This window comes from Nesterenkonia sandarakina (assembly GCF_014138825.1).
GTDB lineage: Bacteria > Actinomycetota > Actinomycetes > Actinomycetales > Micrococcaceae > Nesterenkonia > Nesterenkonia sandarakina.
Window position 1 is genome coordinate 167,053 of the sequence record NZ_JACJIH010000001.1, and the last position, 24,064, is coordinate 191,116.

General features: G+C 67.3%; 22 protein-coding genes and 1 pseudogene. 12 read left to right on the plus strand and 11 right to left on the minus strand.

Translation table 11 applies throughout. The features are described from left to right. Window positions 1-55: 55 nt before the first annotated feature. Both glmU and HNR24_RS00795 read left to right on the plus strand, forming a co-directional pair. On the plus strand, window positions 56-1,540 hold the full coding sequence (glmU, locus tag HNR24_RS00790) for a bifunctional UDP-N-acetylglucosamine diphosphorylase/glucosamine-1-phosphate N-acetyltransferase GlmU (RefSeq protein WP_182494714.1): 1,485 nt from the start codon (window positions 56-58) through the stop codon (window positions 1,538-1,540). Between the two features lie 67 nt (window positions 1,541-1,607). Then, window positions 1,608-2,588, plus strand: coding sequence for a ribose-phosphate diphosphokinase (locus HNR24_RS00795; RefSeq protein WP_058887268.1), 981 nt, complete (start codon window positions 1,608-1,610; stop codon window positions 2,586-2,588). A 59-nt stretch (window positions 2,589-2,647) separates the two neighbouring features. On the opposite strand, the gene HNR24_RS00800 is transcribed toward HNR24_RS00795, so the two are convergent. The 6 genes from HNR24_RS00800 to HNR24_RS00825 form a co-directional block, all read right to left on the minus strand. Next, entirely contained in the window at window positions 2,648-3,289 is a 642-nt protein-coding gene (locus HNR24_RS00800; RefSeq protein ID WP_058887267.1) for a TetR/AcrR family transcriptional regulator, read from the minus strand. Window positions 3,290-3,351: 62 nt separating this feature from the next. Then, on the minus strand, window positions 3,352-4,314 hold the full coding sequence (locus HNR24_RS00805; RefSeq protein WP_182494716.1) for a phosphotriesterase family protein: 963 nt from the start codon (window positions 4,312-4,314) through the stop codon (window positions 3,352-3,354). 55 nt (window positions 4,315-4,369) lie between these two features. Further along, window positions 4,370-5,395, minus strand: a complete 1,026-nt coding sequence (locus HNR24_RS00810) for a DctP family TRAP transporter solute-binding subunit (RefSeq protein WP_182494717.1) — start codon at window positions 5,393-5,395, stop codon at window positions 4,370-4,372. A gap of 14 nt (window positions 5,396-5,409) precedes the next feature. Further along, the gene (locus HNR24_RS00815) at window positions 5,410-6,315 is read right to left on the minus strand and encodes a shikimate dehydrogenase (protein ID WP_182494718.1); all 906 of its coding nucleotides are present in this window, start codon (window positions 6,313-6,315) and stop codon (window positions 5,410-5,412) included. Next, window positions 6,312-7,586: a TRAP transporter large permease gene (locus HNR24_RS00820; protein ID WP_182494719.1), complete on the minus strand. Its 1,275-nt coding sequence runs from the start codon at window positions 7,584-7,586 to the stop codon at window positions 6,312-6,314. Before HNR24_RS00820 ends, HNR24_RS00815 begins: the two co-directional genes overlap by 4 nt. Then, the gene (locus HNR24_RS00825) at window positions 7,583-8,122 is read right to left on the minus strand and encodes a TRAP transporter small permease (protein WP_182494720.1); all 540 of its coding nucleotides are present in this window, start codon (window positions 8,120-8,122) and stop codon (window positions 7,583-7,585) included. Before HNR24_RS00825 ends, HNR24_RS00820 begins: the two co-directional genes overlap by 4 nt. A 222-nt stretch (window positions 8,123-8,344) precedes the next feature. Here HNR24_RS00825 and HNR24_RS00830 point away from each other — a divergent pair, with 222 nt between their 5' ends. Further along, window positions 8,345-9,805, plus strand: a complete 1,461-nt coding sequence (locus tag HNR24_RS00830) for a dihydrolipoyl dehydrogenase family protein (protein WP_182494721.1) — start codon at window positions 8,345-8,347, stop codon at window positions 9,803-9,805. 42 nt (window positions 9,806-9,847) lie between these two features. Here HNR24_RS00830 and HNR24_RS00835 read toward each other — a convergent pair whose 3' ends face one another. Together HNR24_RS00835 and yczE are read right to left on the minus strand one after the other, a co-directional pair. Then, window positions 9,848-11,329, minus strand: a complete 1,482-nt coding sequence (locus HNR24_RS00835; RefSeq protein ID WP_182494722.1) for a sodium/glutamate symporter — start codon at window positions 11,327-11,329, stop codon at window positions 9,848-9,850. A gap of 66 nt (window positions 11,330-11,395) precedes the next feature. Continuing rightward, window positions 11,396-12,061 carry a membrane protein YczE gene (gene yczE / locus HNR24_RS00840; RefSeq protein WP_259392380.1) on the minus strand — a complete coding sequence of 222 codons (666 nt, stop codon included), beginning with the start codon at window positions 12,059-12,061 and terminating at the stop codon, window positions 11,396-11,398. A gap of 61 nt (window positions 12,062-12,122) precedes the next feature. On the opposite strand from yczE, the gene yczR reads away from it, so the two are divergent. Together yczR and HNR24_RS00850 are read left to right on the plus strand one after the other, a co-directional pair. Further along, window positions 12,123-13,538, plus strand: a complete 1,416-nt coding sequence (gene yczR / locus HNR24_RS00845) for a MocR-like transcription factor YczR (RefSeq protein WP_259392381.1) — start codon at window positions 12,123-12,125, stop codon at window positions 13,536-13,538. A 158-nt stretch (window positions 13,539-13,696) separates the two neighbouring features. Beyond that, entirely contained in the window at window positions 13,697-14,287 is a 591-nt protein-coding gene (locus HNR24_RS00850; RefSeq protein WP_182494723.1) for a DUF1349 domain-containing protein, read from the plus strand. Between the two features lie 115 nt (window positions 14,288-14,402). On the opposite strand, the pseudogene HNR24_RS13880 reads toward HNR24_RS00850, so the two are convergent. The 3 genes and pseudogenes from HNR24_RS13880 to HNR24_RS00860 form a co-directional block, all read right to left on the minus strand. Beyond that, window positions 14,403-14,567 (minus strand): annotated as a pseudogene (locus tag HNR24_RS13880) (ASCH domain-containing protein); the annotation flags it as partial. Between the two features lie 152 nt (window positions 14,568-14,719). Beyond that, entirely contained in the window at window positions 14,720-14,965 is a 246-nt protein-coding gene (locus HNR24_RS00855) for a hypothetical protein (RefSeq protein ID WP_157075300.1), read from the minus strand. A gap of 113 nt (window positions 14,966-15,078) precedes the next feature. Further along, entirely contained in the window at window positions 15,079-16,866 is a 1,788-nt protein-coding gene (locus HNR24_RS00860) for a bifunctional sugar phosphate isomerase/epimerase/4-hydroxyphenylpyruvate dioxygenase family protein (protein ID WP_058887256.1), read from the minus strand. A gap of 156 nt (window positions 16,867-17,022) precedes the next feature. On the opposite strand from HNR24_RS00860, the gene HNR24_RS00865 reads away from it, so the two are divergent. The 7 genes from HNR24_RS00865 (at window position 17,023) to HNR24_RS00895 (ending at window position 23,940) form a co-directional block, all read left to right on the plus strand. Next, window positions 17,023-17,853 carry an IclR family transcriptional regulator domain-containing protein gene (locus HNR24_RS00865; RefSeq protein ID WP_182494724.1) on the plus strand — a complete coding sequence of 277 codons (831 nt, stop codon included), beginning with the start codon at window positions 17,023-17,025 and terminating at the stop codon, window positions 17,851-17,853. Window positions 17,854-17,978: 125 nt separating this feature from the next. After that, on the plus strand, window positions 17,979-19,178 hold the full coding sequence (locus tag HNR24_RS00870) for a thiolase family protein (protein WP_182494725.1): 1,200 nt from the start codon (window positions 17,979-17,981) through the stop codon (window positions 19,176-19,178). Window positions 19,179-19,215: 37 nt separating this feature from the next. Beyond that, on the plus strand, window positions 19,216-19,911 hold the full coding sequence (locus HNR24_RS00875; protein ID WP_058887253.1) for a 3-oxoacid CoA-transferase subunit A: 696 nt from the start codon (window positions 19,216-19,218) through the stop codon (window positions 19,909-19,911). Beyond that, window positions 19,908-20,594 (plus strand): 3-oxoacid CoA-transferase subunit B, encoded by a 687-nt coding sequence (locus HNR24_RS00880; RefSeq protein WP_058887252.1) that lies wholly within the window; start codon window positions 19,908-19,910, stop codon window positions 20,592-20,594. The genes HNR24_RS00875 and HNR24_RS00880 overlap by 4 nt, the downstream gene beginning before the upstream one ends. Before the next feature lie 193 nt (window positions 20,595-20,787). After that, entirely contained in the window at window positions 20,788-21,426 is a 639-nt protein-coding gene (locus HNR24_RS00885; RefSeq protein ID WP_058887251.1) for a 50S ribosomal protein L25/general stress protein Ctc, read from the plus strand. A gap of 35 nt (window positions 21,427-21,461) precedes the next feature. Then, entirely contained in the window at window positions 21,462-22,040 is a 579-nt protein-coding gene (gene pth, locus HNR24_RS00890) for an aminoacyl-tRNA hydrolase (RefSeq protein WP_058887250.1), read from the plus strand. A gap of 199 nt (window positions 22,041-22,239) precedes the next feature. Next, the gene (locus HNR24_RS00895; RefSeq protein WP_182494726.1) at window positions 22,240-23,940 is read left to right on the plus strand and encodes a sensor histidine kinase; all 1,701 of its coding nucleotides are present in this window, start codon (window positions 22,240-22,242) and stop codon (window positions 23,938-23,940) included. Window positions 23,941-24,064 lie beyond the last annotated feature (124 nt).

Genomic DNA, 24,064 nt, shown 5'->3' on the forward strand with positions numbered 1-24,064 from the left:
CGCCGGGCCTGCCTACACTGAGGAGTCCCATGAACCGCGTCGAGGAGCAGCCTTCGTGACCAACGCCCAGACCGCCCAGCCCACCGCCGTGATCGTGCTCGCGGCCGGAGCCGGGACCCGGATGAAGTCCAGCACGCCGAAGATCATGCACCCGATCGGAGGCGTCTCCATGATCGGACACGCGCTGGGCGCGGCGAAGGGTCTGGACCCGCAGCATCTGGTCGCGGTCGTGCGGCACCAGCGTGAGAAGGTCGCCGGGCATATCGCCACGGTCGAGCCGGGCGCCGTGATCGCCGATCAGGACGAGGTCCCCGGCACCGGACGCGCCGTGGCATGCGGCCTGCAGGCGCTCACCGCCGCGGGTGCACCCGCCGAGACCGGCACCGTCGTCGTCACCTATGGCGATGTCCCGCTGCTGCAGACGCAGATGCTCGCCGAACTGGTGGACGCCCACGAGCGCGACAGCAACGCCGTCACAGTGCTCTCGGCCGTGCTCGAGGACGCGTCCGGCTACGGTCGGATCCTGCGCAGCGAGAAGGACCCGCAGGACGTGCTGGGGATTGTGGAGCATAAGGACGCGACCCCCGAGCAGCGCCGCATCACCGAGATCAACTCCGGGATCTACGCCTTCGACGCCGCGGTGCTCAACCGCGCGCTGGCCCAGGTCACCACCGAGAACGCCCAGGGTGAGATGTACCTCACCGATGTGCTCTCCATCGCTCGCGCCGAGGGCGGCCGGGTCTCCGCGGTGGTCACCGAGGACCGCTGGCAGGTCGAAGGCGCCAACGACCGGGTCCAGCTGCAGGCCCTGGGCGCTGAGATGAACCGCCGCATCGTGGAGGGCGCCATGCGGGCCGGCACCACGGTGATCGACCCCGGGACCACCTGGATCGACGCCACCGTGACCTTGGAAGAGGACACCACCATCCTCCCGGGCACCCAGCTCCACGGCGCCACGCACATCAGCCGCAACGCCACCGTGGGCCCCGACACCACGCTCACCGACGTGATCGTCGGCGAGGGCGCCACGCTGACCCGAGTCCACGGCTCTGGAGCCCAGATCGGCGCCGGCGCCAGCGTGGGACCGTTCACCTACCTGCGTCCGGGCACCGTGCTGGGAGAGACGGGCAAGATCGGTGCCTTTTACGAGACCAAGAACGTGAGCATCGGACGCGGAAGCAAGCTGAGCCACCTCGGCTACGCCGGAGACGCGACCATCGGGGAGTTCACCAACATCGGCTGCGGCAACATCACCGCGAACTACGACGGCGAGAACAAGCACCGCACCCAGATCGGCTCCCACGTGCGCACCAGCTCCAACACCGTGTTCGTCGCCCCGGTCTCAGTGGGCGACGGCGCCTACACCGGTGCCGGCGCGGTCGTGCGCAAGGATGTGCCCGCCGGTGCGCTGGCACTCTCCATCGCCCCACAGCGCAACGCCGAGGGCTGGGTCCAGGCCAAACGGCCAGGGTCCGCCGCCGCCGATGCGGCCAATGCCACCGGGACCGCCGAGAAGACCACCGGTCGCGACGCCCTGTAGAACAGATCCACCCGAGACCACAGACTTCACCACCCACCAGCAACGCCGGCGAGAGGCAAGAACACCCATGGACGAAATCAGGCTGAGCGGGGAAAAGACCCTGGTGCTGGCATCCGGGCGCGCACACCCGGAGCTGGCAGAGGAGATCGCCAAGGAGCTCGGCACCGAGCTGCTGCCGATCAGTGCCTACGACTTCGCCAACGGAGAGATCTACGTCCGTTCCTCGGAGTCAGTCCGCGGCAAGGACATCTTCTTGCTGCAGTCCCACCCGGCACCGATGAACAACTGGCTCATGGAGCAGCTGATCATGGTGGACTCCATGAAACGAGCCTCCGCCAAGCGGATCACCGTGGTCTCACCCTTCTACCCCTACGCCCGTCAGGACAAGAAGGGACGCGGCCGTGAGCCGATCTCGGCGCGCCTGGTCGCGGACCTCTATAAGGCCGCAGGCGCGGACCGGATCATGAGCGTGGACCTGCACACCGCGCAGATCCAGGGCTTCTTCAACGGCCCGGTGGACCACCTCTTCGCGGTCCCGCTGCTGGCCGATCACATCCGCGCCCGCGTCGCCGACGACGAGGTCACCGTGGTCTCCCCAGACACCGGTCGTGTCCGGGTGGCCGAACAGTGGGCCGAGCGTCTGGGCGGAGCGCCGCTGGCCTTCGTGCACAAGACCCGCGACGTCACCCAGCCCAATAAGGCGGTCTCCAAGCAGGTCGTGGGTCACATCGAGGGACGCACCTGCGTGCTCATCGACGACATGATCGACACCGGGGGGACCATCTCCGGCGCCGTGCAGGTGCTCAAGGACGCCGGCGCCAAGGACGTCATCATCGCGGCCACCCACGCGGTGTTCTCGGATCCCGCCGCCGAGCGGCTGGCCAACTGTGGTGCACGCGAGATCGTGGTCACCAACACGCTGCCGATCCCTGAGGACAAGCGCTTCGAGACCCTCACGGTGCTCTCCATCGCGCCGATCCTGGCCCGCGCGATCAAGGAGGTCTTCACCGACGGCTCGGTGACCTCACTGTTCGACGGTCACGCATAAGCTCCAGCCGCACCCCACCGTGACGTTGGGTGGGGTGCGGGCGGGGTCGGGGGTGGGGCTCAGCTCCGCTGCTGGGTCGCCCAGGCGACGACGACGTCTCCGATGAACTGCCGCATGTGTTCCTGGCGGGACTCGGTGGTGAAGTCCGGGTCGAAGAGGTGTCCGAAGGTGTAGCGGTTCGCCACCTGGAACACGCAGTAGGAGCTGATCAGCAGGTGCAGGTCCAGTGCGTTGACCGCCTCGCTGAAGGCTCCCTGCTTCTTGCCCTCGGCGATGATCGCGTCGAGGATGGTCACCGCCGGCTTGCCGAGGTCGCCCAGGGACTCAAGCTTCCGGATGTACTTGCCGCGGTGGATGTTCTCGATGGACACCAGCCGGATGAAGGCAGTGTTGCGCAGGTGGTGCTCGTAGGTGAGCTCCGCGAGCTCGCGCAGAGCATCGACCGGCTGCATCTCGTCGACGTGCAGGGACTGCTCGGCCTGACGGATCCCGCGGTAGGCGTTCTCCAGCACGGCGAGATAGAGCTTCTCCTTGCCGCCGAAGTAGTAGTAGATCATCCGCTTGGTGGTGCGGGTGCGGCGGGCGATCTCGTCGATGCGGGCCCCGGAGTATCCGTCGTCGGCGAAGGCCTCGGTGGCCACCGCGAGGACCTCGGCGCGGGTGCGCACGGCGTCTCGCTGTCGGGCGGGCGTCTGCGTCACAGTGTTCTCCTCTGGCTCAGCCGCGACAGTATCAGATGCCCGATGGTCACAGACTCGGCCGCTCATGCTCCTGTCAGCATCCGGCGCGGGTTCTCCACCATCACTCGGTGCTCCAGCGCGGGGTCCAGGCCCTGCGTGCGCAGCCGTGGCAGGATTCGTCGGTGCAGGTGATCCATCCGCCAGTGCGGGGCGTGCACCGCTCGCCAGGAGGGCGGAGTGATCCGGCTGAAGACCGCGGCATCATGAGAGAGCAGCAGCTGGTCCTCGAGCCCGAACTCCAGGAGCTTCAGCAGCATCGTGATCCGGTCCTCATCGGAGCCGGTGTGAGCCATCCCGAACCGGTCGAAGCCCAGGAAGGACCCGGCCTGCGCGAGTTCCTGCAGGTAGCCCAGCTCGGTGGAGTCACCGCTGTGCCCGATGACCACTCTGCCCAGATCCACGCCCAGGCTCCCGAGCAGCCGCTGCTGCTCCAGGCCCCCACGTGAGCTCGGGTCCGAGTGGGTGGTGATCGGCACCCCGGTGATCCGGTGTGCCTCAGCCGCCGCCGTGAAGACCTGGGCCACGTCCTCGGTGATTCCGGCATTGTCGGAGCAGACCTTGATCAGCGCAGCGCGCACCTTGGTGCCGGCGATGCCCTCCTGGATGTCACCCAGAAACAGCCGCAGCAATGGGTCCGGGCCCTGAACCAGCCGTCCCGGACCGTTGAGGTGGAAGAAGTGCGGCAGCACGGTGCTGGTGTACCAGCCGGTGGCGGCCAGGATCCGGACCGAGGTGCGGCGGGCCAGTTCAGCGACCCGCCGCACGTCTCGTCCGAGGCCGGGGACCGTGAGGTCCACGATGGTCTCTACGCCCAGCTCAGCCAGCCCCTGCAGCTGCCTCTCAGCCTCTGCCATGACTGCCTCGGAGTCCCACTCGGGGTGGGGCAGGTCCAGGTCCAGCTGGGGGTCGCCCACAAACAGGTGCTCGTGCACCAGCGTGGTGCCCAGCTGTGCCCCGGTCACCTCTCCGGTGAGCGTGGGGACCATGCTGGGGACCGGACTCGGGACCCTGCCAGGGTTCAGGCTGGACATAGAGGTGGGGTCACTCGCTCGCGGAACGGATGGACTCGAAGACCTCCAGGGACTCGCCCTCGAGAGCATCCTCGAGGTTGCTCACGGTCTGCTCCTGGAATGAGTCCACGTCGACATCCTCGATGACCTCCCATTCATCACCTGAGCGCCATTCCTCGAGCGTGGCCTCCTCATCCTCGACCACGCACTCGGTCACCTGGGTGACGGCGGAGTCCACGGCGGCGCTGAGCGCCTCCTGCTGCTCCTCGTCGAGGTTGTTCCACTCGTCGGACATGATCACCAGGTTGGTGTTGAGCTGGTGCGCGGAGAGGTTCAGGTAGTCCTGGACCTCGGCGAGGTTCTCCGACTCGATGTTGGTGATCGGGTTCTCCTGGCCGTCCACCGCGCCCTGCTGCAGCGAGAGGTAGAGCTCCTCATAGGCGACCTCCACCGCATCCGCGCCGAGTGCCCGGGCGTTCATCAGGAACTGCGGTGATCCGGGGAAGCGGATCTGCATGCCGGCGAGGTCCTCGGGGGTGCGGATCGGCTCGTTCGAGGTGAAGTGTCGGGCACCGGCGGACCATGCGCCCAGGGTCTGGATCCCGGCCTCCTCGGCGAAGGCCTCGGTCAGTGCTGCGCCGTCCTCGCTCTCCATGAACCGGGCCAGGTGATCGGCGTCGTCGAAGGCGTAGGCGGCGTCGAGCACGCTGACCGGCTCGTAGACCGCACCCAGGGCGGAGGCGCCCTGGATGTCGATGTCCACATCCCCGGAGGCCACCGAGGCGATCCGGTCGGCGTCGCCGCCGAGCTGGCTGGCGCCGTAGATCTCGATGCTCAGTCCGACGTCGGCGGCCTCCACCTCTTCCTTGATCACGTCGGCGCCGCAGCGGGCCTGGGGCTGGTCGTCGTTGTAGCTGTGCGCCAGGGTCAGCTCGGTGGTCTCTCCGTCGCCGCCGGCGTCTCCGCCGCCGCCGTTGCCGCCGCAGGCCGTCAGGGCCAGGATCGGAACGGCGGCGAGCACGGCTGCCTTGCTGAGGGTCTTCTTGGACGTGAACATTGTGGGTGTTCCTTTCATCGGTGCAGCGCTGCACCAGGGTGGGGTGATTCGGCGTCGATCAGGGCATTGAGGTCTTGGAGCATGGCGGAGCGGTCGGCGGTGTCTCCGGTGAAGATCTCAAAGGCGTCGGCGGCCTGGTGCATGGCCATGCCGAGGCCTGAGATGGTGAGGCAGCCGCGCTTCTGCGCCGCCTGGAGCAGGGCGGTGTCCACCGGACGGTAGACGACGTCGGCCACCCAGTGCCGGGGTTGCAGCAGCGCAGGGTCGAAGGGGGTGCCGGGGTGGTGCGCCATGCCGAAGGGGGTCGCGTTGACCACGCCCTCGGCGCGAGCAAGGAGCTCAGGCAGCTGGTCCGGGGTGGCCTGACCGATGCTGAACCCGTGGGCCGCCTGCACGCTGGCCGCCAGCGCGGAGCACTTCTGGGCGTCCACGTCGACCACCTGCAGGCTCTTGACCCCGCGCATCACCAGGGCGTGGGCGACGGCGGACCCGGCGCCTCCGGCTCCGACGAGCACCACGTGCCCGCACGGGGTCTGCGCGAGCGCGTCGTCGATGGAGGATTTGAAGCCGGTGACGTCGGTGTTGTGCCCGACGGCGGCGCCGTCCTCGTCGAAGAGCACGGTGTTCACCGCGCCGATCATCGCGGCCGAGGGTCCCAGTCGATCCAGCAGCGGCATGATGTCCTGCTTCGCCGGGAAGGTGATGTTGAGCCCGTTGAAGCCCAGCCGGCGGGCCATCTCCAGCAGCTGGCCCAGCTCGTCCAGCGAGTGCTCCCCGCCGGCGAACTCGATGCTGCGGTAGATATAGCGCATGCCGTGCCGGGAGCCTTCGAGTTCGTGCATCGGCGGGGTCAGCGAAGGCCCGACGCCGTGGCCGATCAGTCCGGCCAGGATGCTGCGTCCGGTGTCTGGTGCGCTCACAGTCCAAGCACCTCCGGGAAGAACATCAGCGCGTTGGGGAAGATGATCACCAGCAGCAGCACGATCACCGCAGGCATCGCGAAGGGCAGCGCGCCCTTGAAGACCTCGCCGACCCGGGTGTCCGAGACCGAGGCGGTCACGAACAGCGCGGTGCCCACCGGTGGGGTGAGCAGGCCGATCATCAGCGAGAGGATCAGCACCACGCCCAGCACGATCGGGTCGATCTGGTACTGCACAGCGATGGGCAGCAGGATCGGGACCACCAGCACCAGGATCGCGGTGGCGTCGATGACCGTGCCCAGGATCAGCATCAGCAGCGCGACCAGCAGCAGGAACACCAGCGGGCTCTCGGTGATGCCCAGCAGGGTCTCGGTGAGCAGCTGCGGCAGCCGCTCCACCGCCATGATGTGGCCCAGCAGCGCCGCGGAGGCCACGATCAGCATGATCGCTCCGGTGGTGATCACGGTCTCGCGGACGGCGGCCAGGAATCCGGTCCAGGACAGCGAGCGCTGGACCAGGGAGATCAGCAGCACCCAGAAGACGGCGACGGCGGCGGCCTCGGTGGGGGTGAACAGGCCGCCCAGGATGCCGCCCAGGATGATCACTGGAGTCACGGCCGGCAGCAGCACGCCCTTGGTGGAGGCCACCAGCTCCTGCCGGTCGAAACGCCCGGCGGTGAGGTTGGGGTTGCGCCGGACCAGGATCCAGACCACCACGCAGAGGCCCACCGCCATCAGCAGCGCGGGGACCACGGAGGCGGCGAAGAGCGCGCCGGTGGAGGCGGCGGCCAGGCCGGCGTAGATGACTGCCGGGATGCTGGGCGGCATCACCGGGGCGATGAGTGAGGAGGAGGCGGAGAGCCCGGTGGCGAAGCGGCGGGTGTAGCCGTTGCGCAGCATCGCCGGGATCTGCACCTTGCCCAGCGCGGCCGCGTCGGCCACCGCAGAGCCGCTCATCCAGGAGAATCCGACGCTGGCGCCCACGGTCACGTAGCCGAGGTTGCCGCGGATCTTGGCCAGTGCGGCCATCGCGAAGCGGAAGAGCCGGTCAGCGAGTCCCGCGTGGTTGGCCAGGGTGCCCAGGAAGACGAAGAGCGGCACGGCCAGCAGCGGGAAGCTCTGCACCGCGTTGGTGACCTGGCGCAGGCTGGTGCCGGAGGACTGGCCGTCGAGCAGCATGTAGACCAGGGAAGGTCCGAGGAAGGCGAAGGCGACCGGTACGCGGATAATCAGCAGTACGGCGATGGCCACGCCCAGCAGGAGGAGAGTCACGAGGGGTCCTTCAGGGTGGCGGGCGTCTGGTCGACGGTAGGCAGGATCGGGCCGTGCTTGGCGATCATGAACGCGGCGACCAGGGATCGGATGACGGTGCTGATCATCCCGGCGAGCACCGGGAGGTAGACCAGCGCCATGGACATGCCCAACACGGGGGAGCGCAGCGCCCCCTGGGTCTGGACCAGGCCCCAGGCCTCCAGGGTCAGACCGATGGCGATGACGGCGACGATGACCAGTGAGAACACCTGGACGGCGCGGATCAGCCGGGGAGCGGGCAGGGTGTCCACCACCTCCAGGGCGATGTGCCCGCGCAAGGTGATCAGCACCCCTGCCACGGAGAAGGTCATCCAGGCGAGCCCGAACCGGGAGATCTCACCGGTCCAGGCGATGCCTTCGAAGGGGGTGTAGCGCTGGGCGGCCTGGGTGAAGACGAGGACAAGGATCACGAGAAGCATCACGCCCGCGAAGCCGAGCTCGATGCGCGTGAGCGTGTCCACCACTCGGCGGCTCAGCGGTTTCCTGGTGTCGGTCACGGGGTTCCTTTGGTGAAGAAAAGTGGCGTGGGCCACATCGACTGGAATAAACGTACCGGTTCGTACATTAGGTGTCAAAGGTCACAGCAGCCGCTGGGCCGGGTCGCGATGAATAGAGCGCGAGGGTGCCGTGTTGACCCCTAAGACGAGGTGCAACGGCATCTGGCGAGGCCGAGCCCAGCAGCGCCCGGAGGGCGCTTCAGTCCACCCCAAGGAGCAGTCATGGAACCCCAGACAGAAACACCCGATCAGCACTCTCCAGCGGACGCGGTCTATGACCTGATCGTCATCGGGGGAGGGGCCGTGGGTGAGAACGCGGCTGATCGCGCCGTTCAGGGGGGCCTGAGGGTGGTGATCGTGGAGGCTGAACTGGTCGGCGGGGAGTGCTCCTACTGGGCCTGCATGCCCTCGAAGGCGCTGCTGCGCTCGGCCCAGGCGCTGCGGGCCGCCCGCGGAGTCTCCGGAGCCGCCCAGGCGGTGACCGGCGAGCTCGACGTCGAGGCGGTGCTCTCCCGCCGCGACTCCTTCACCAGTGGCTGGAAGGACGAAGGGCAGGTCAGCTGGCTCCAGGGTGCCGGCATCGAGCTGCTCCGCGGACATGCCCGGATCACGGGACCCCGGCAGGTCAGTGTCACTGAGGCCGACGGCGGCGTCACCTCGATCACTGCCCGGCACGCGGTGGTCCTGGCCACCGGCTCCGCCGCTGCGATCCCCGAGGTGCTTGGGCTGCATGAATCTCATCCCTGGACGAGCCGTGAGGGCACCAGCGCGCGGAGTGTGCCGAAGAGCCTCGCGATCATCGGCGGCGGTGTGGTGGCCGCGGAGCTGGCCACCGCTTATGCCGGCTTCGGCAGCAGAGTGACGGTCCTGGCGCGCAGCGGTCTGCTGAGAGGCATGGAGCCCTTCGCCGGTGAGCTGGTCGGGGAAGCGCTCGAGTCCCAAGGGGTGGAGCTGCGGCTGCACACCACCCCGGAACGGGTGACCCGCGTGGGGGAGGAGGTCCGCCTGGAGACCTCCGACGGTGAGACCCTGATGGTCCAGGAGGTGCTCGTCGCCACGGGGCGCACCCCGCGCACCGGGGACCTGGGTCTTGAGACCGTCGGCCTGGAGCCGGGCTCCTGGATCGAGACAGATGACACCATGCAGGTCCCGGGCTTCGACTGGCTCTACGCCGTCGGCGACGTGACCCATCGTGCCCTGCTCACCCACCAGGGCAAGTATCAGGCGCGGGCCGCCGGGGACGTGATCGTTGCTCGCGCCCGGGGTGCTCGAGTCGACGATGCCCCCTGGGGCGCCCATGTGGCCACAGCAGATCAGCGCGCGGTTCCGCAGGTCACCTTCACCGACCCCGAGGTGGCCTCTGTCGGGCTCACCGCTGCGGCGGCCCGCGAAGCAGGGTATGAGATCCGCGTGCTGGACTACGAGCTGGGCAACGTGGCAGGTGCGGCGCTGCACGCCGACGGATACGCAGGCAAGGCGCGCATGGTCGTCGATGAGCAGCGCCAGGTGATCCTGGGGGTGACCTTCGTCGGCCCCGATGTCAGCGAGCTGCTGCATGCCGCCACGATCGCGGTGACCGCCGAGGTGCCGCTGGCCCGGCTGTGGCACGCAGTGCCTGCCTACCCCACGATCAGCGAGATCTGGCTGCGGCTCCTGGAGAGCTACGGCCGCCCGCGCAGCTGAGTCCAGCTGCCGAGGGCCGGCGGCGCGGGAGCGCGGCTCGGCTCACTCCTGCTTGACCTTGGCCGCCTCCACCGACGGGTCCTTCCATCGGCCCGAGCGCACTCCCCGGAAGTAGATCCGGCCGACCACCAGGGAGCCGACGAACAACACGGCCATCGGGATCAGCACGATGTAGACATTGCCCGTGGCGACCATGATCGGGATCGCCAGGGCGGTGACCAGCCCACCACCGAAGAAGGGCTCGAAGAACAGCTGCTTATACCCGAAGGCCTCCAGCGCTGGGGACTCGTCATAGGGGTCGGCCACGCGCAGCAGGACCAGGCCGGTGGCGGTGACGCCCATGGACTGACCGAAGTCCGCGATGCCGCGCTCCAGCCAGAACTCCGGGATGATGCGCGGGGTGCACAGCAGCAAGATGGTGGTGCAGAACAGAATCCCGGCCACCGAGAGGATCAGGAAGGTCTCCCAGAAGTTCGCGATGACCTCCAGGGAGATGGTCGCCAGTGCGGCGACGATAAGGATGTCCAGGGCCAGGCCCTGGATCCGCTTCATCGTCTCGTGGTCGACGAGGTTGGTGTTGCCGGTGCGATCCAGGATCAGCTGGATGATCACTCCGCCGATCATCGCCAGAGGGAACAGCGGAACGTAGCCCAACAGGGTCAGGCCCTCCTCGGAGAAGACCGATCCCGGCTGGCCCCACAGCTGGTCCTCGACCCAGACCAGGCCTTCCAGGATGATCCACCCGATGATGATGGCCAGCCCCACGATGGCCACGTGCAGCGTCAGCGGTTCGATCGAGCTGGGACGAGCGGTCATCCGACCGGTGGAGACGTTCTCCTTCTTGCCGTAGAGCCCGCGCAGCTCCGCCTTGGACTGCTTGGACACGTTCTTGATCACTCGGGTTCGTCCGGTGCGCACGCCCCAGTTGATGACAGCGATGCCGATCAGGATGCCGAAGACGAGCCCGACCGTGGCGATGGCCAGAGCGAGGTCTGTCGCTTCGGGGATGCCCATGTCATCGAAGGCCGGCTGCATGCCGGCGGCGGTGCCATGACCGCCCTCAAAGGCGATCTCAAGCAAGGCACCGAAGATCGGATCCACTCCGAGCAGCGGAGAGAGCACCAGCAGTCCCAGCACGATTCCCACGACGTACTGACCGGAGCCGTAGGCCACACCGATCGAGAGCTGCGGACCCACCAGCTTGGCGGCCCGAACGGGGGAGGGAATCCTTGAGCCCAGGAACAAGGTGGCAAAGACCACCGAGATCAGCAGCCCCGGCAGTTCGGCCCAGACGTCGAAGATTCCAGTGGTCAGCAGTCCACCGTCCTCCAGCCATTCCCAGCCGAGGGGTTCCCCGAGGCGGCCCAGGACCTGGGGGCCGATGATGAGTCCGATGAAGCCGGCAATGATGGCGCTGGGCAGCAGCAACTTCTGGATGAAGGGCACCTTGACCCTGACGTACTTTCCCAACAGCATCACCGCTGCCAGCATGACGATCGCGAACCCGACGACCTCTGGACTCATCCGATACCCCTCTCCGAGATGGACCGCCCAGGACGGCCGCACGTGTGAAGAGAAGCACACCATAATTCAGGCCCGGTTGCGAGGACCTGAACGGGCCTGAATATCACGAGAAAAGTTCAGTCCTCGCTTCCTTCGGTGTTCCTCGGGTGTGGGGATCTCGAACAGGGGAAGGGTCAGGTGCACCAGTGGACCGATCAGCAGGACCACGGCGACCGTTCCCACTCCCACAGGACCGCCCAGGAGCCAGCCGAGGAGGAGGACCGTGCCCTCGATGCCGGTGCGAACGAACCAGATGGGCAGCCCGAAGCGACGATGCACCCCAGTCATGAGCCCGTCCCTGGGCCCGGGTCCGTACCGCGCTCCGATGTAGAGTCCGCTCGCCACCGCCAGCAGGACCAGCCCGCCTGCGAACAACAGGATGCGTGCCCATAGGGCATCAGGTTCCCCGAGAACCGCCAGGCCGACCTCCGCGCTGGGGCCCACCAGGAGGACGTTGAGGACGGTGCCGACGCCGGGCTTCTGCCGCAGCGGGATCCACAGCAGCAGCACGACGAGACCGATGATGTTGGTCATCACCCCGAAAGGGAGGCCCGTCTGCAGCGCCGAGCCTTGACCCAGAACATCCCACGGCGAGACGCCGAGGGTGGCTCTGATCATCATCGCGAGCGAGAACCCGTAGAGGAACAGTCCGATCAACAGTTGGGCGCCGCGCCACGCGTTCAGAAGACTCATAGGAGAAGTTCACCAGCAGATTGGCATTACAACAAGATGCCAATTGTGGCATGGTGGACTGATGATGGTTCTCACAGCGCGCCGGCTGACTGCTGAGCTCGGTGCCTGGCGCGCAGCCGGGCCCGCCTACGGCGCGCTCGCGGATCGCATCCGGCTCCTCGCCCTCGACGGACGGATCCCGCTGGACACGCGCCTGCCGGCCGAACGCGAGCTTGCCGCCGAGCTGGGAATCAGCCGCACGACCGTCACTGCGGCCTATGCGCGTCTCCGAGAGGCCGGATACCTGCACAGCACCCGAGGATCAGGCAGCGTGGTCGCGATTCCAGGGCGCGGCAGACCGGTCGAAGGCATCGAGGCGCGCACCACCACCACGTTGGACTTCAGCAAGGCGGCGCTCCCTGCGGCGCCCCAGGTGGCGCAGGCCGCACTGCGAGCCGCGCAGGCACTGCCCGCCTACCTCAGCGGCACTGGCTACGATCCCCTCGGACTTCCTCGCCTCCGTCAGGCGCTCGCCGATCGGTACACGGCCAAGGGTGTGCCGACCGACCCGAAGAACATCATGGTGACGCTCGGTGCCCAGCATGCGATCTCACTGATCACCAAGACGTTCCTGTCCCGCACAGACACCGCCCTTGTAGAGGCTCCGAGCTATCCCCACGCCTATGACGCCTTGAGGTTGAAGGCTCGCAGGCTCGTGACCGTCACGGTCGACCCCCGCCGGGGCTGGGACCACGACGGACTCCTCCAGGCGTTTCGTGGGGCGAGACCGGCTCTTGTCTATGTCATGCCTGACTTCCACAACCCCACCGGTGCTGTCATGTCGGTGAGTCAGCGCGAGCTGCTCATGGATCTCGCCACACGCCACGATTCATTGGTGATCGCCGATGAGACGACGGCGGACCTGCGTATCGATGGCGCGGCTGGGGCTCCGCTGGCGGCGTATGGTCCGGCGATCCTGGTGGGATCCATGGGGAAGACGGTGTGGGGAGGGCTGAGGATCGGGTGGATCCGCGCGCAGTCTGAGGAGATCAGTCGATTGGAGCAGGCCCGCTACGCCCAGGACCTGGGCACCCCGATCCTTGAACAGCTCATCGCTCTTGAGCTGCTCGCCGAGTACGACGAGATCCTGCGCTTCCGGAGAGTTCAGCTCACCGAGGGACGGTCTCATGTCGAGGCCCTGCTCCGAGCGAACTTCCCCACCTGGGACGTGCCCCACGTGGCGGGAGGACTGTGCACCTGGGTCAACATCGGGGAACCCGTGAGTTCCCGGCTCGCCCTGGCAGCGCGCGACGGCGGCCTCCCCATCGGCGCCGGCCCTCGGTTCGGACTCGGAGGAGCCTTCGAGCGCTTCCTGCGCTTGCCCTTGTGCTACCCCGCAGAGGAGACCAGCCTCGCCGTAGAGATCCTCGCCGACGCCTGGCGCCGCGTAGAGCCGAGTCGTGCGGTGGGAACAGAGTTCAAGCCGGCCCTGGTCTGAGGTGGGACCCCATCTGCGTACTATTGGATGGACATTCGCCACGGCGAGTGCTCGATCCTCGGCAGTGCTGAATGCCGAGTTCCGGACCTTCGCGAAACCCGCACAGTCGCCTCCGCGTCCGGAAGCACCCCTGCTGATTCGAGCTCTGAGAGGCAGCTATGAGCCAGGCCATCCCTTGGAACCAAGGCACCTGGACGAACGACCCGGTAGACGCAGCGTGTGGTGTCGAAGGTCTTCGAGTCACTGCGCGTGAAGGTAGTGACGCATGGCGCATCACCTCCTATGGGTTCGTCCACGCTTCAGAACACGCATTGCTGACTCGCTTCGAACCCGAATCCGGGATGGAGGTGCAGTTTCGTCTCAATTTCTCGCACCAGTTCGATCAGGCGGGCATTTTCGTCAAGAGTGACGAAGAGACCTGGGTCAAGGCTGGGGTTGAACTCAGTGATGGCGAAGAGAGCGTCGGGGCTGTCGTGACCCGGGGTTCCTCTGACTGGTCGCTGTCACCTGTTCCGGACTGGGCAGGACGACTCGTGACGATTCGTGCCAGTCGTTCCGGCAACGCACTCACTATCCGCGCGCGTGTCGACGCTGAACCCTGGAGGCTCGTTCGCGTTGCACCGTTGGACAGTGACGCCGAGGTCGAGGCTGGACCGTTCTGCTGTGCGCCCTCACGTGCCGACCTCACCGTCGAGTTCACATCCTGGCAAGCGACTCCGGCTGATGTCAGTCTGCACCCGGACACATGAACGGCAAGCTCGTGGGAATGCCTGGAATCCAGCGGTACTGACCTACGAATCCCGTAACGTGTGCCAGTTGACGATCCATTTCGAGCGTTGAGAGATCCTCAAGGTAAGGGAACCCTCAGCTGGTCTCATCCGCATGTTCGGGGGGCCACACCACGGAGAATCGCTCAAAGACGATCTCGTCCTTCTCCGACCAGTCCCGCCCCTGCGCGGCTGAGACGCGCATCCTGTATCGGCGGTGTTCTCGCCGCCAACTGCTCAGGCCCAGATCATCCTCGCCCTCAGCTGCCTCCACATCCGTGCACCTGCCCGGAAATCCGGGGGATCGACAGGATGAGACTCCATGGAGAGGACTCCTTCACAATGAGACGGGTCCGACGGTGCAGAATTCAGGACGCCTGGTTCGCGCAGGGCTTCGATCGACCTGAGCCTTGGTCACCGCTCCCGCTCCAAGGTCCTATCGCTCGCACGGCCGACGAGCATCGCAGTGGGGAAGGCGACCACCACGAAGAGAACGACCCCGACGATCGCCACGGTCTCATTCCGCTCGATGACGCCGGTGCTTTCTAGAATCCAGAAGCAGCCTAGAAAGACCAGCGCCACAAGGAGTACAGCTATTCTTGCCGCTCGGTTTCCGATAACACCTTTAGCCCAGTTCCCGGGCGTTCCTTGGCGACTCATGGGAAAAACCTACAAGAATCAATGAGTCGTCGCATGTCAGTGCCATATCAATGCCGGGACTCAGGCGGAAGTGAACGGCCCGTCGGCGGGCGGTGTTGTTGTCGATCTCCGGCTCAGAGCGAGGGCTGAGGCTGACGACGCTGGGCTGCCAGGCGGACCGGGGCGTTGGCCGCGCCGTAGCCGTCGTAGGTCCCTACGCGCTGGACCATCTCGAGGAAGAGCCCGCCGATCGTGGGGGTGTAGAAGTGGATGAACTCGCCGTCGGCGTCGCGGTCATAGAGCAGGTTCAGCGTCTTGAGCTGGGCCAGGTACTCCGGGTCCAGCCCGAAGCGAGCGTGGAGATCGGCGTAGTAGTTGTCCGGGACGCAGAGGAAGCGCAGACCACGTTCCTGCGCCCGGCTCGCCAGTCCGATGATGTCCGTGCAGGTCACCGCGATGTGGCGCGGGGGCAGCGGGGCAGTGGGCGGAGCGAGGTTCAGCGGCAGCCGCACGGTGGCATCGGCGGTGCGCATCACCTGGCTGCGCACCAGCCCCTGTGGGCTGGGCACGTTCTCCGGGGTCTGCGCTTGCAGCCCGAGCACGCTGTGGAAGAAGAGCACCGTCTCCTCAAACTCGTGCCAGCGGTAGGACAGGTTGATGTGATCCACCGCGTGGCTGGACTGCGCGGCAGCCTCGCCACCCTCGAACTCGGTGACCCAGGTGTCCTCGGCTGGTGCATCGTTGAAGTAGATGACCGTTCCGTCCGGGGCGCCCAGGGCTCGGAGCTCGTGGTCCCCGGCGTAGGTGCGACGGAAGACCACCGGGGCGCCCAGCGCGGCTCCGCGGGCGAGGGCCTGGCCGGCGTCGTCGACCAGCAGTCCGATCGCAGAGAGGTGCGGTGCCGGCTGCTGGCTCTGCTCATTGAGGATGATCCGGGTGGAGCCCAGGGTCCACAGGCGCACCTGCTTGGTGCGGTGTTTGCCGCGGAAGGTGAAGCCGAGCTGGTTCAGGGTCTCATCTGCGGCTTCGAGATCGGAGCCGGTGATCTCCACGAAGTCCACGCTGCGTGGGCTCTGCGCGGAGGCGAGCCGGTCGGTGCTCCACCCATTGGCCGCCGAGGCGCGGTCCGCCAACCAGGTCAGCGAGCGTCGTGCATGCGCCGCGGTGCTGGTGACATCGGTCTGCCGGAAGGTGTCGTTGAAGACCTCCAGCGAGAGCGGACCGGTGTACCCCGCCTTGAGCACGTGCGTCAGGAAGCCGCTCAGATCGAAGGAGCCCTCGCCGGGGAAGAGCCGGTGATGCCTGCTCCAGGAGAGCACGTCCATGTCGAGCTGCGGTGCGTCGGCGAGCTGGAGGAAGAAGATCTTCGCCCCGTCGATGCCCTCGATCCCCGACGGGTCGTGGCCGCGGGCGAGGATGTGGAAGCTGTCCAGGCAGGTGCCCAGATTCGGGCGGTCTGCGAGCTTCACCAGCCGCCAGGCGTGGCGGTAGTCGTTGACGTATCGGCCCCAGGCCAGCGCCTCGTAGGCGATCCTGATGCCGTAGCCGGCGGCAAGGTCGGCCAGCGCGGCCAGCTGCTCGGCGATCACTGCGTCGTCGTCGACGGTGGCCGTGCCGGCGTTGCTGCACACCAGGATGGTCTCGGCCCCGAGGCGGTTCATCAGCTGGAACTTCGCCTCGGCGCGGCGCAGGTTCTCCTTCAGCAGCTCCTCGCTGACGCCTTCGAAGTCCCGGAAGGGCTGAAACAGGTCGATGCGCAGCCCGAGGCGTTGGCACAGCGCGCGGATCTCCTCGGGGGACTCATAGGAGACTGTGAGGTCGGTGTCCATGATCTCGACGCCGTCGAATCCAGCGTCGGCACAGGCCTGGAGCTTGTCGGTGAGGCTTCCGGAGAGGCAGACAGAGGCGATGGAAGTGCGCATAGCGGCAATGTACCAAACATTACATTGTGCGGTCAGTGTTGAGGGGCGGATTCCGCGGGCATTCGGACCTCAGAGTCGCGTTAACTAGTCGCGGAATCCGCCCCTCAGCGAAGGAGGGGGAGGGGGTGGGCCACCGGTGGTGGATAGGATCACAGCATGGATCAGCAGAGCCCCGCCGAGCCCGGCGTCAATCGCAATGAGTTCGTGCGATCCCTCGCCACCGGCCTGCGCGTCCTGGAGGCCTTCTCGGCCACCGAACCGAAACTGACCCTCTCCGACGTCGCCCGTCGGGCTGGGGTCAGCCGAGCCACCGCCCGGCGGATGCTGCTCACCCTGGTCCATGAGGGGTACGCCCATACAGACGGCCGGTACTTCGAGCTGACTCCGAAGGTGCTGGGCCTGGGGCAGGGCTATTGGTCCGGACGCGGCTGGCACGAGCTGCTCCAGCCGTCGCTGGGGGAGCTCTCCAGAGCACTGGGTGAATCCTGCTCGGCCGCGCTGCTCTTCGGCGATGAGGTGATGTACGTCTGCCGAGTGCACACCCGGCGAATCATGCGGATCGACCTCGGACTGGGCACCAAGCTGCCCGCGTTTGCCACCTCGATGGGCCGGGTGCTGCTCTCCGGGCTCGAGGACGCGGTGCTCGAGGAACGCCTGCACAGCACCGAGCGGCGCGCCTTCACCTCCCGCACGGTCACCGACCCTGAGCGACTGCGCGAGATCATCGCGCAGGTGCGCGCCGAGGGCTGGGCGGTGGTGGATGAGGAGCTGGAACTGGGATTGCGCTCCGTGTCGGTCCCGGTCCGGGATCGCAGCGGGCGTGTGGTGCTCGCGCTGAACACCTCGCTCCCGGCCGGTCGAGAGTCCGTCCAGGAGTCGCTGGGTCGCACGCTGCCTCAGCTGCTGGACTGCGCCACGGCTGTGGAAGACCTGATCGGGTCCCTGGGTGAGGACGTCGACAGGCTCACCGTGCCCCAGGGCCTCTGACTCGCACACCTGAACGGCACCTCTGGCACGACCCGCCGTCGCCCACTATGCTGAGCTCTACATAGCGCACAGATGTTTGCATAGCGAACATCACGTGTTGATTCGCTCAGGACAGGGGAGCTCATATGCAGGATGTCTTCATCTACCAGGGTCTGCGCACCCCCTTCGGCAAGGTCGGCGGTGCCCTGTCCGGCCAACGTCCGGATGACCTCGCCGCGCTGGTGATATCCAAGCTCGTGGAACAGGCCCCGGGGCTGACCCCGGAGAATGCCGGGGAGATCGTGGGGGAGGTGATCTTCGGCAACGCCAACGGCGCCGGCGAGGAGAACCGCAACGTGGCGCGCATGGCCTGGCTGCTCGCACAGCTGCCGGTGACCGTGCCGGGTTCCACGATCAACCGACTCTGCGGCTCCTCCATGGACGCCGCGATCTCCGGAGCCCGGCAGATCGCGCTGGGGGAGACCGACGTCGTCCTCGCTGGCGGCGTGGAGTCCATGTCGCGCGCCCCCTGGGTGCTGCCCAAGACCGAACGCCCCTTCCCGATGGCCAACCTCGAGCTGGCCAACACCACGCTGGGCTGGCGGCTGATCAATGAGCGCATGCCCAGCCAGTGGATCGTCTCGCTCGGCGAGGCCATCGAACAGCTGCGTGAGCGTCACTGCATCGAGCGCGAACGCCAAGACGCCTTCGCCGCCCGTTCCCACGAACTCGCCGCCCGCGCCTGGTCAGAGGGGCACCTCAGCGATCTCACCGTGGCTGTGCCCGGCGTGGACCTGGACACCGATGAGACCATCCGGGCCGGGGTCACCGAAGAGAAGCTCGCCGGGCTGCGCACCGTCTTCCGCCGCGAGAACGGCACCGTCACCGCCGGCAACGCCTCCCCGATGAACGACGGCGCCTCCGCCGTCTGGCTCGGATCCGCGGCCGGCGGAGAGCAGCTGGGCCTGACCCCACAGGTCCGGATCGCCGGCTGGGCCGCGGCGGCGAACGAGCCGCAGTACTTCGGCTACGCCCCGGTCGAAGCCAGCAACAAGGCGCTGTCCCGTGCCGGGATCAGCTGGGCCGAGGTCGGCGCGGTGGAGCTCAACGAGGCGTTCGCCGCACAGTCCCTGGCCTGCCTCGACGCGTGGGAGGTCGACCCGGAGATCGTCAACGCCTGGGGCGGGGCGATCGCGATCGGTCACCCGCTCGGCGCCTCGGGCACCCGGGTGCTGGCTACCCTGGCGAAGCGGATGCAGCTGGGCGGCGAACGCTGGGGCGTGGCCACACTGTGCATCGGCGTGGGCCAGGGCCTCGCCGTCGTCCTCGAGAACGCCAGCAGCTGAGCCTTTCCAGGCCACCCACAGGGAGAGAGAAGAAACGATGACTGAATTCGTAGACACGGCCGCAGAGGCGGTGAGCAGCGTGCGCGACGGCGCCACCGTGCTGCTCGGCGGCTTCGGCAACGCCGGACAGCCCATGGAGCTCATCGACGCGCTCCTGGACTCAGGCACCACCGAGCTCACCGTGGTGAGCAACAACGCCGGGCAGGGCGACCGTGGGCTGGCGCTGCTGATCAAGGAGCGCCGGGTGCGCAAGGTGATCTGCTCCTTCCCGCGACAGTCAGACTCCTGGCACTTCGACGCGGCCTACCGCGCCGGGGAGATCGAGCTGGAGCTCGTCCCGCAGGGCAACCTCGCCGAGCGGCTGCGCGCCGCCGGTGCCGGGATCGGCGCCTTCTTCACCCCCACCGGATACGGCACCAGCCTCGCCGAGGGCAAGGAGACCCGCGAGATCGAGGGCCGGAACTACGTGTTGGAGCACCCGATCCGCGGCGACGTCGCGCTGATCAAGGCGCTGCAGGCCGACGACGCCGGCAACCTGGTCTACCGCAAGACCGCCCGGAACTTCGGCCCGGTCATGGCCGCCGCCGCCTCGCACACCGTGGTCCAGGTAGCGGAACTGGTCCCCAGCGGATCCCTCGATCCGGAGAACATCGTCACCCCCGGCATCTATGTGGACACGGTGACCGCCCTGACCCTGGGCTCCATCCAGAACCAGGAAGCGAAGGAAGCATGAGCACCCAGAACAGCACCGCCAGCCAGGCGGGTCAGCAGCCGCTCTCCCGAGAAGACCTCGCGAAGCTCGTCGCCGCGGACATCGCGCCGGGCTCCTATGTGAACTTGGGCATCGGACAGCCCACCAAGGTCTCGGACTACCTGTCGCCCGAGCAGCAGGTCACCCTGCACACCGAAAACGGGATGCTGGGCATGGGACCTGAGGCGCACGGAGAAGACATCGACGAAGAGCTGATCAACGCGGGCAAGATCCCGGTCACCGAACTCCCCGGAGCCAGCTACTTCCACCACGCCGACTCCTTCGCGATGATGCGCGGCGGCCACCTCGATGTCTGCGTCCTCGGCGCCTTCCAGGTCTCCGCCGGCGGGGACCTGGCAAACTGGTCCACCGGCGCACCCGATGCCATCCCCGCGGTGGGCGGCGCGATGGATCTGGCCATCGGCGCCAAGGAGGTCTTCGTGATGATGTCGCTCTTCGCGAAGGACGGCACGCCGAAGATCGTGCAAGAGTGCACCTACCCGGTCACCGGGCTGGGCTGCGTGAGCCGGGTCTACACCGACCACGGGGTCTTCCTGATCGAACAGGCAGCGGACGGGCCCCAGCTGGTGCTGCGCGAGGCCTACGGGATCGAAGCCGAGGAGCTGGTGCAGCGGTTCGATTTTCCGGTGGTGATCGCCGGCTAGCCAGCTGGTATAGTCATCAGCTGTGCCCAGGCGAGGGGGCGAGCGTCGCGGATCGGTTCCGCAGACCTCAGCCCCGTGATCGACGAGGCGAACTGACAGGAAACATCACCGCCGCTCATCGCGCGGAGAGCCTGAAATTCACTTGTCGTTGGTGCCTGGATCAATACGAATCCAACCAACGAAGGACAACACCATGGCTGACAAGATCGTCATTCCCGCCACCAAGCGCACCGAGTTCGGCAAGGGCGCTGCCCGCAAGGCCCGCCGCGAGGACCTGATCCCGGCAGTGGTCTACGGCCACGGCGAAGACCCCATCCACGTGGTGCTCCCCGGTCACCAGACCCACCTGGCAGTGCGTAACCCCAACGCGCTGATCACCCTGGACATCGAGGGCACCGAGCAGATGGTGATCCCCAAGGCCATCCAGCGCGACATCATCAAGCGCAGCATCGACCACATGGACCTGCTCACCGTGCGCCGCGGCGAGAAGGTCGTCGTCGACGTCTACGTCGAGGTCACCGGCGAGCCGGCCGTCGGCTTCGAGTGGATCCTGGAGCAGGCCACCGTCTCCGTCGAGGCCGAGGCCACCCACCTGCCCGAGCACGTCACCGTGGACATCACCGACCGTGACGAGAACGCCCTGCCGGAGCACATCGAGCTGCCCAAGGGTGTCACGCTGGCGATGACCGACCTGGAGTCCCCGGTCGTCTCCATCCACGAGCCCGTCGAGCAGGACCTGGGCGACGAGGAAGAGACCACCGAGGAAGAGGCCGCCGAGGGCGAGACCGCCGAAGGCGAGTCCGAGGAGAACGCCGAAGGCGAAGAGAGCTGAACCAGCTGAGGCTGGAACTCCACTAGGCTCGAAGCATGGCTTCAGAGACGTGGTTGATAGCGGGACTCGGGAACCCCGGGTCCCGCTATCGTCATACCCGGCACAATATCGGGCACATGGTGCTCGACGAACTCCTCGAGCGCATGGACGCGAAGTACACGCGGACCAAGTTCGGGGCCAAGGCCGTCACCGCCCGGCTGGGCGCCGGCGGGCCGAAGGTGGTCTTCGCGGTCTCTGAGGGCTATATGAACCTCTCCGGCAAGCCGGTGCGAGGGCTGATGGACTACTTCTCCGTGCCCACACAGAACCTGATCGTGGTCCACGACGAGCTCGATCTGGACTTCGGACGTGTGAAGCTCAAGCGCGGCGGATCCGAGGGCGGGCACAACGGGCTGAAGTCCATCACGTCCCACCTCGGCGGTGACCGGGACTACCTGCGGGTGCGCGCCGGGGTCGGCAGGCCCCCCGGCCGCATGGACAGCGCCGACTACGTGCTGCAGAAGTTCAGCGCCGCCGAACAGAAGGAGCTGGGCATCTTCATCTCCCGGCTCGCGGACGCCGTGGAGCTGCTGGTCTCCGAGGGGCTGCCCGCCGCTCAGAACGCGGTGCACTGAACTCTCTGGTGGATAGATCTCACCGCCGCCACAGAATCTCCTGCCGCACTGCACCTCCTCGGGGGTACCGACTCTTCGGGGCGCGCCTTCCGTGCGCCGCAGTCTGCTCCCGACGTGCCGTGCTGAACCGGCACTCAAAGGGGTTCCCTTTCCTGGACGAATGCCTAAAATGGGGTCAGTTCTTGCCGCGAGGATGGTTATGGATTCCGAGGAACTGCGTGTTGCTGACCTGCCGCCGTACGAGTTCAGATTCACCGGCGAGGTGGGGGAGTCCCTCGCGAGGACCCTCCGGGTGCTCAGCTCTCAGCGACGGCTCCAGACCCTGCTGGATGCCAGCAACGTGGTGGTCAGCGATCTGGACCTGGAGCGCGTGCTCCGAAGCATCGCCGAGGAGGCCCGGAGGGTGGCGGACGCGGAGTTCGCCGCATTGGGTGTCCTCTCCGCGGACGGGCGTCTTGAACGATTCATCCACGTGGGGGTGCCGACCCAGCAGGCCGCGAAGATCGGAGACCTGCCGCGCGGTCTCGGCGTCCTGGGCGCAGTCATCGAGGAACAGCAGCCGATCCGGCTGGATGACCTCACTGCCGACCCGCGGTCCGTAGGCTTCCCCGCTCACCATCCGCCGATGAGCAGCTTCTTGGGGGTCCCGGTCACGATCAGGGACGAGGCCTACGGCAACCTCTACCTCACCAACCGAGCCGATGGGCCGTTCACCGCGGAGGACGAGGAACTGGTCACCGCTCTGGCGGCAGCGGCCGCGACGGCCATCAGCAACGCCCGGCTCTACGAGGAGACCCGGCGCGCCCAGCAGCTCAGCGTGGTCCTGGGGGATCTCACCTCGGCGCTGCTGGCCTCCGAGACCATCGACGTCTTCGGGGTCCTGGCCCAAGGGGTCATGACACTGACCGAGGCAGATTTCGCGGGCATCGTGACCTCCCATGAGGCAGGGCAGGAGCTGCGCATCGACACAGCTCGTGGTTCCGGGGCCTCACGCATCGAAGGCGACGTCCTGCCCTGGGTGGACTGTGCGCTCTCCCGCGCCATGGAGGGTGAGGCGAGCATCTCACCTCCCGATGGCACCGGTGCCCCACCCTTCGGGGACCTCGTTCCGAGTTCCTCGGTGATCGCTGTCCCGCTGGTGGTCTCCGGCGACCGGATCGGGGCTCTCTGCGCCACCCGGGACGAGGCCCGCCCGGCATTCAGGGCTGCCGACCTTGCGCTGCTTGCCGACTTCGCGACCCAGGCAGGCCTCGCCGTCGCGCTCTCCTGGGCCCGGGTTGATCGGCAGCGGCTCAGCATGATCGAAGATCGCGCTCGCACAGCGCGCGACCTCCACGACCATGTGATCCAGCGGCTCTTCGCCACCGGACTCGGACTTCAGGCCTTCGCCTCAGCCCACCCGCATCATGCAGCGACCATCGACCGACACGTGGCGGAGATCGACGCCGCGATCGAGGACATCCGCAGCGCGATCTTCACGCTTCGCACCCGAGGGACCACCAGGACAGTTCAGCACCGGTTGCTCGACGTCGTCACGGAGCTCTCCACCGGGCTCGCTCAGGCTCCTCGGGTGAGCTTGGTCGGCCCGGTGGATGCCGCCATCACCGCAGACCTGGCTGATGACGTGATGGCGGTGCTGCGCGAATCCCTCGCCAACGTGACCCGCCACGCCAAGGCGACGAACATCGCGATCGAGATTCTCGCCGCAGCCCGGGAGGTCTCGGTCACGGTGGAGGACGACGGCGTGGGCCCCGGCCGCTGCGACGAGGCGGCCAGCGGAACCGCGAATCTCAGTGCCAGGGCGCGGGCTCGCGGCGGCGACTTCGAGCTCACACCGAGGCGGGGCGGCGGAACCCGGGCCCGGTGGCACGTCCCGATCCCATCCCAGGAGGATCGGTGAATCGGCGACCAGGACCGCTGGATCGGCTGCAGGACTCAGAAGGCACCCATATGGGGAGGCTCCGTCCCGGGCGGCTTCTCCACAATAGGGCCAGGTCTCTGGCGAGCCTGGGGCGTGTCTGATA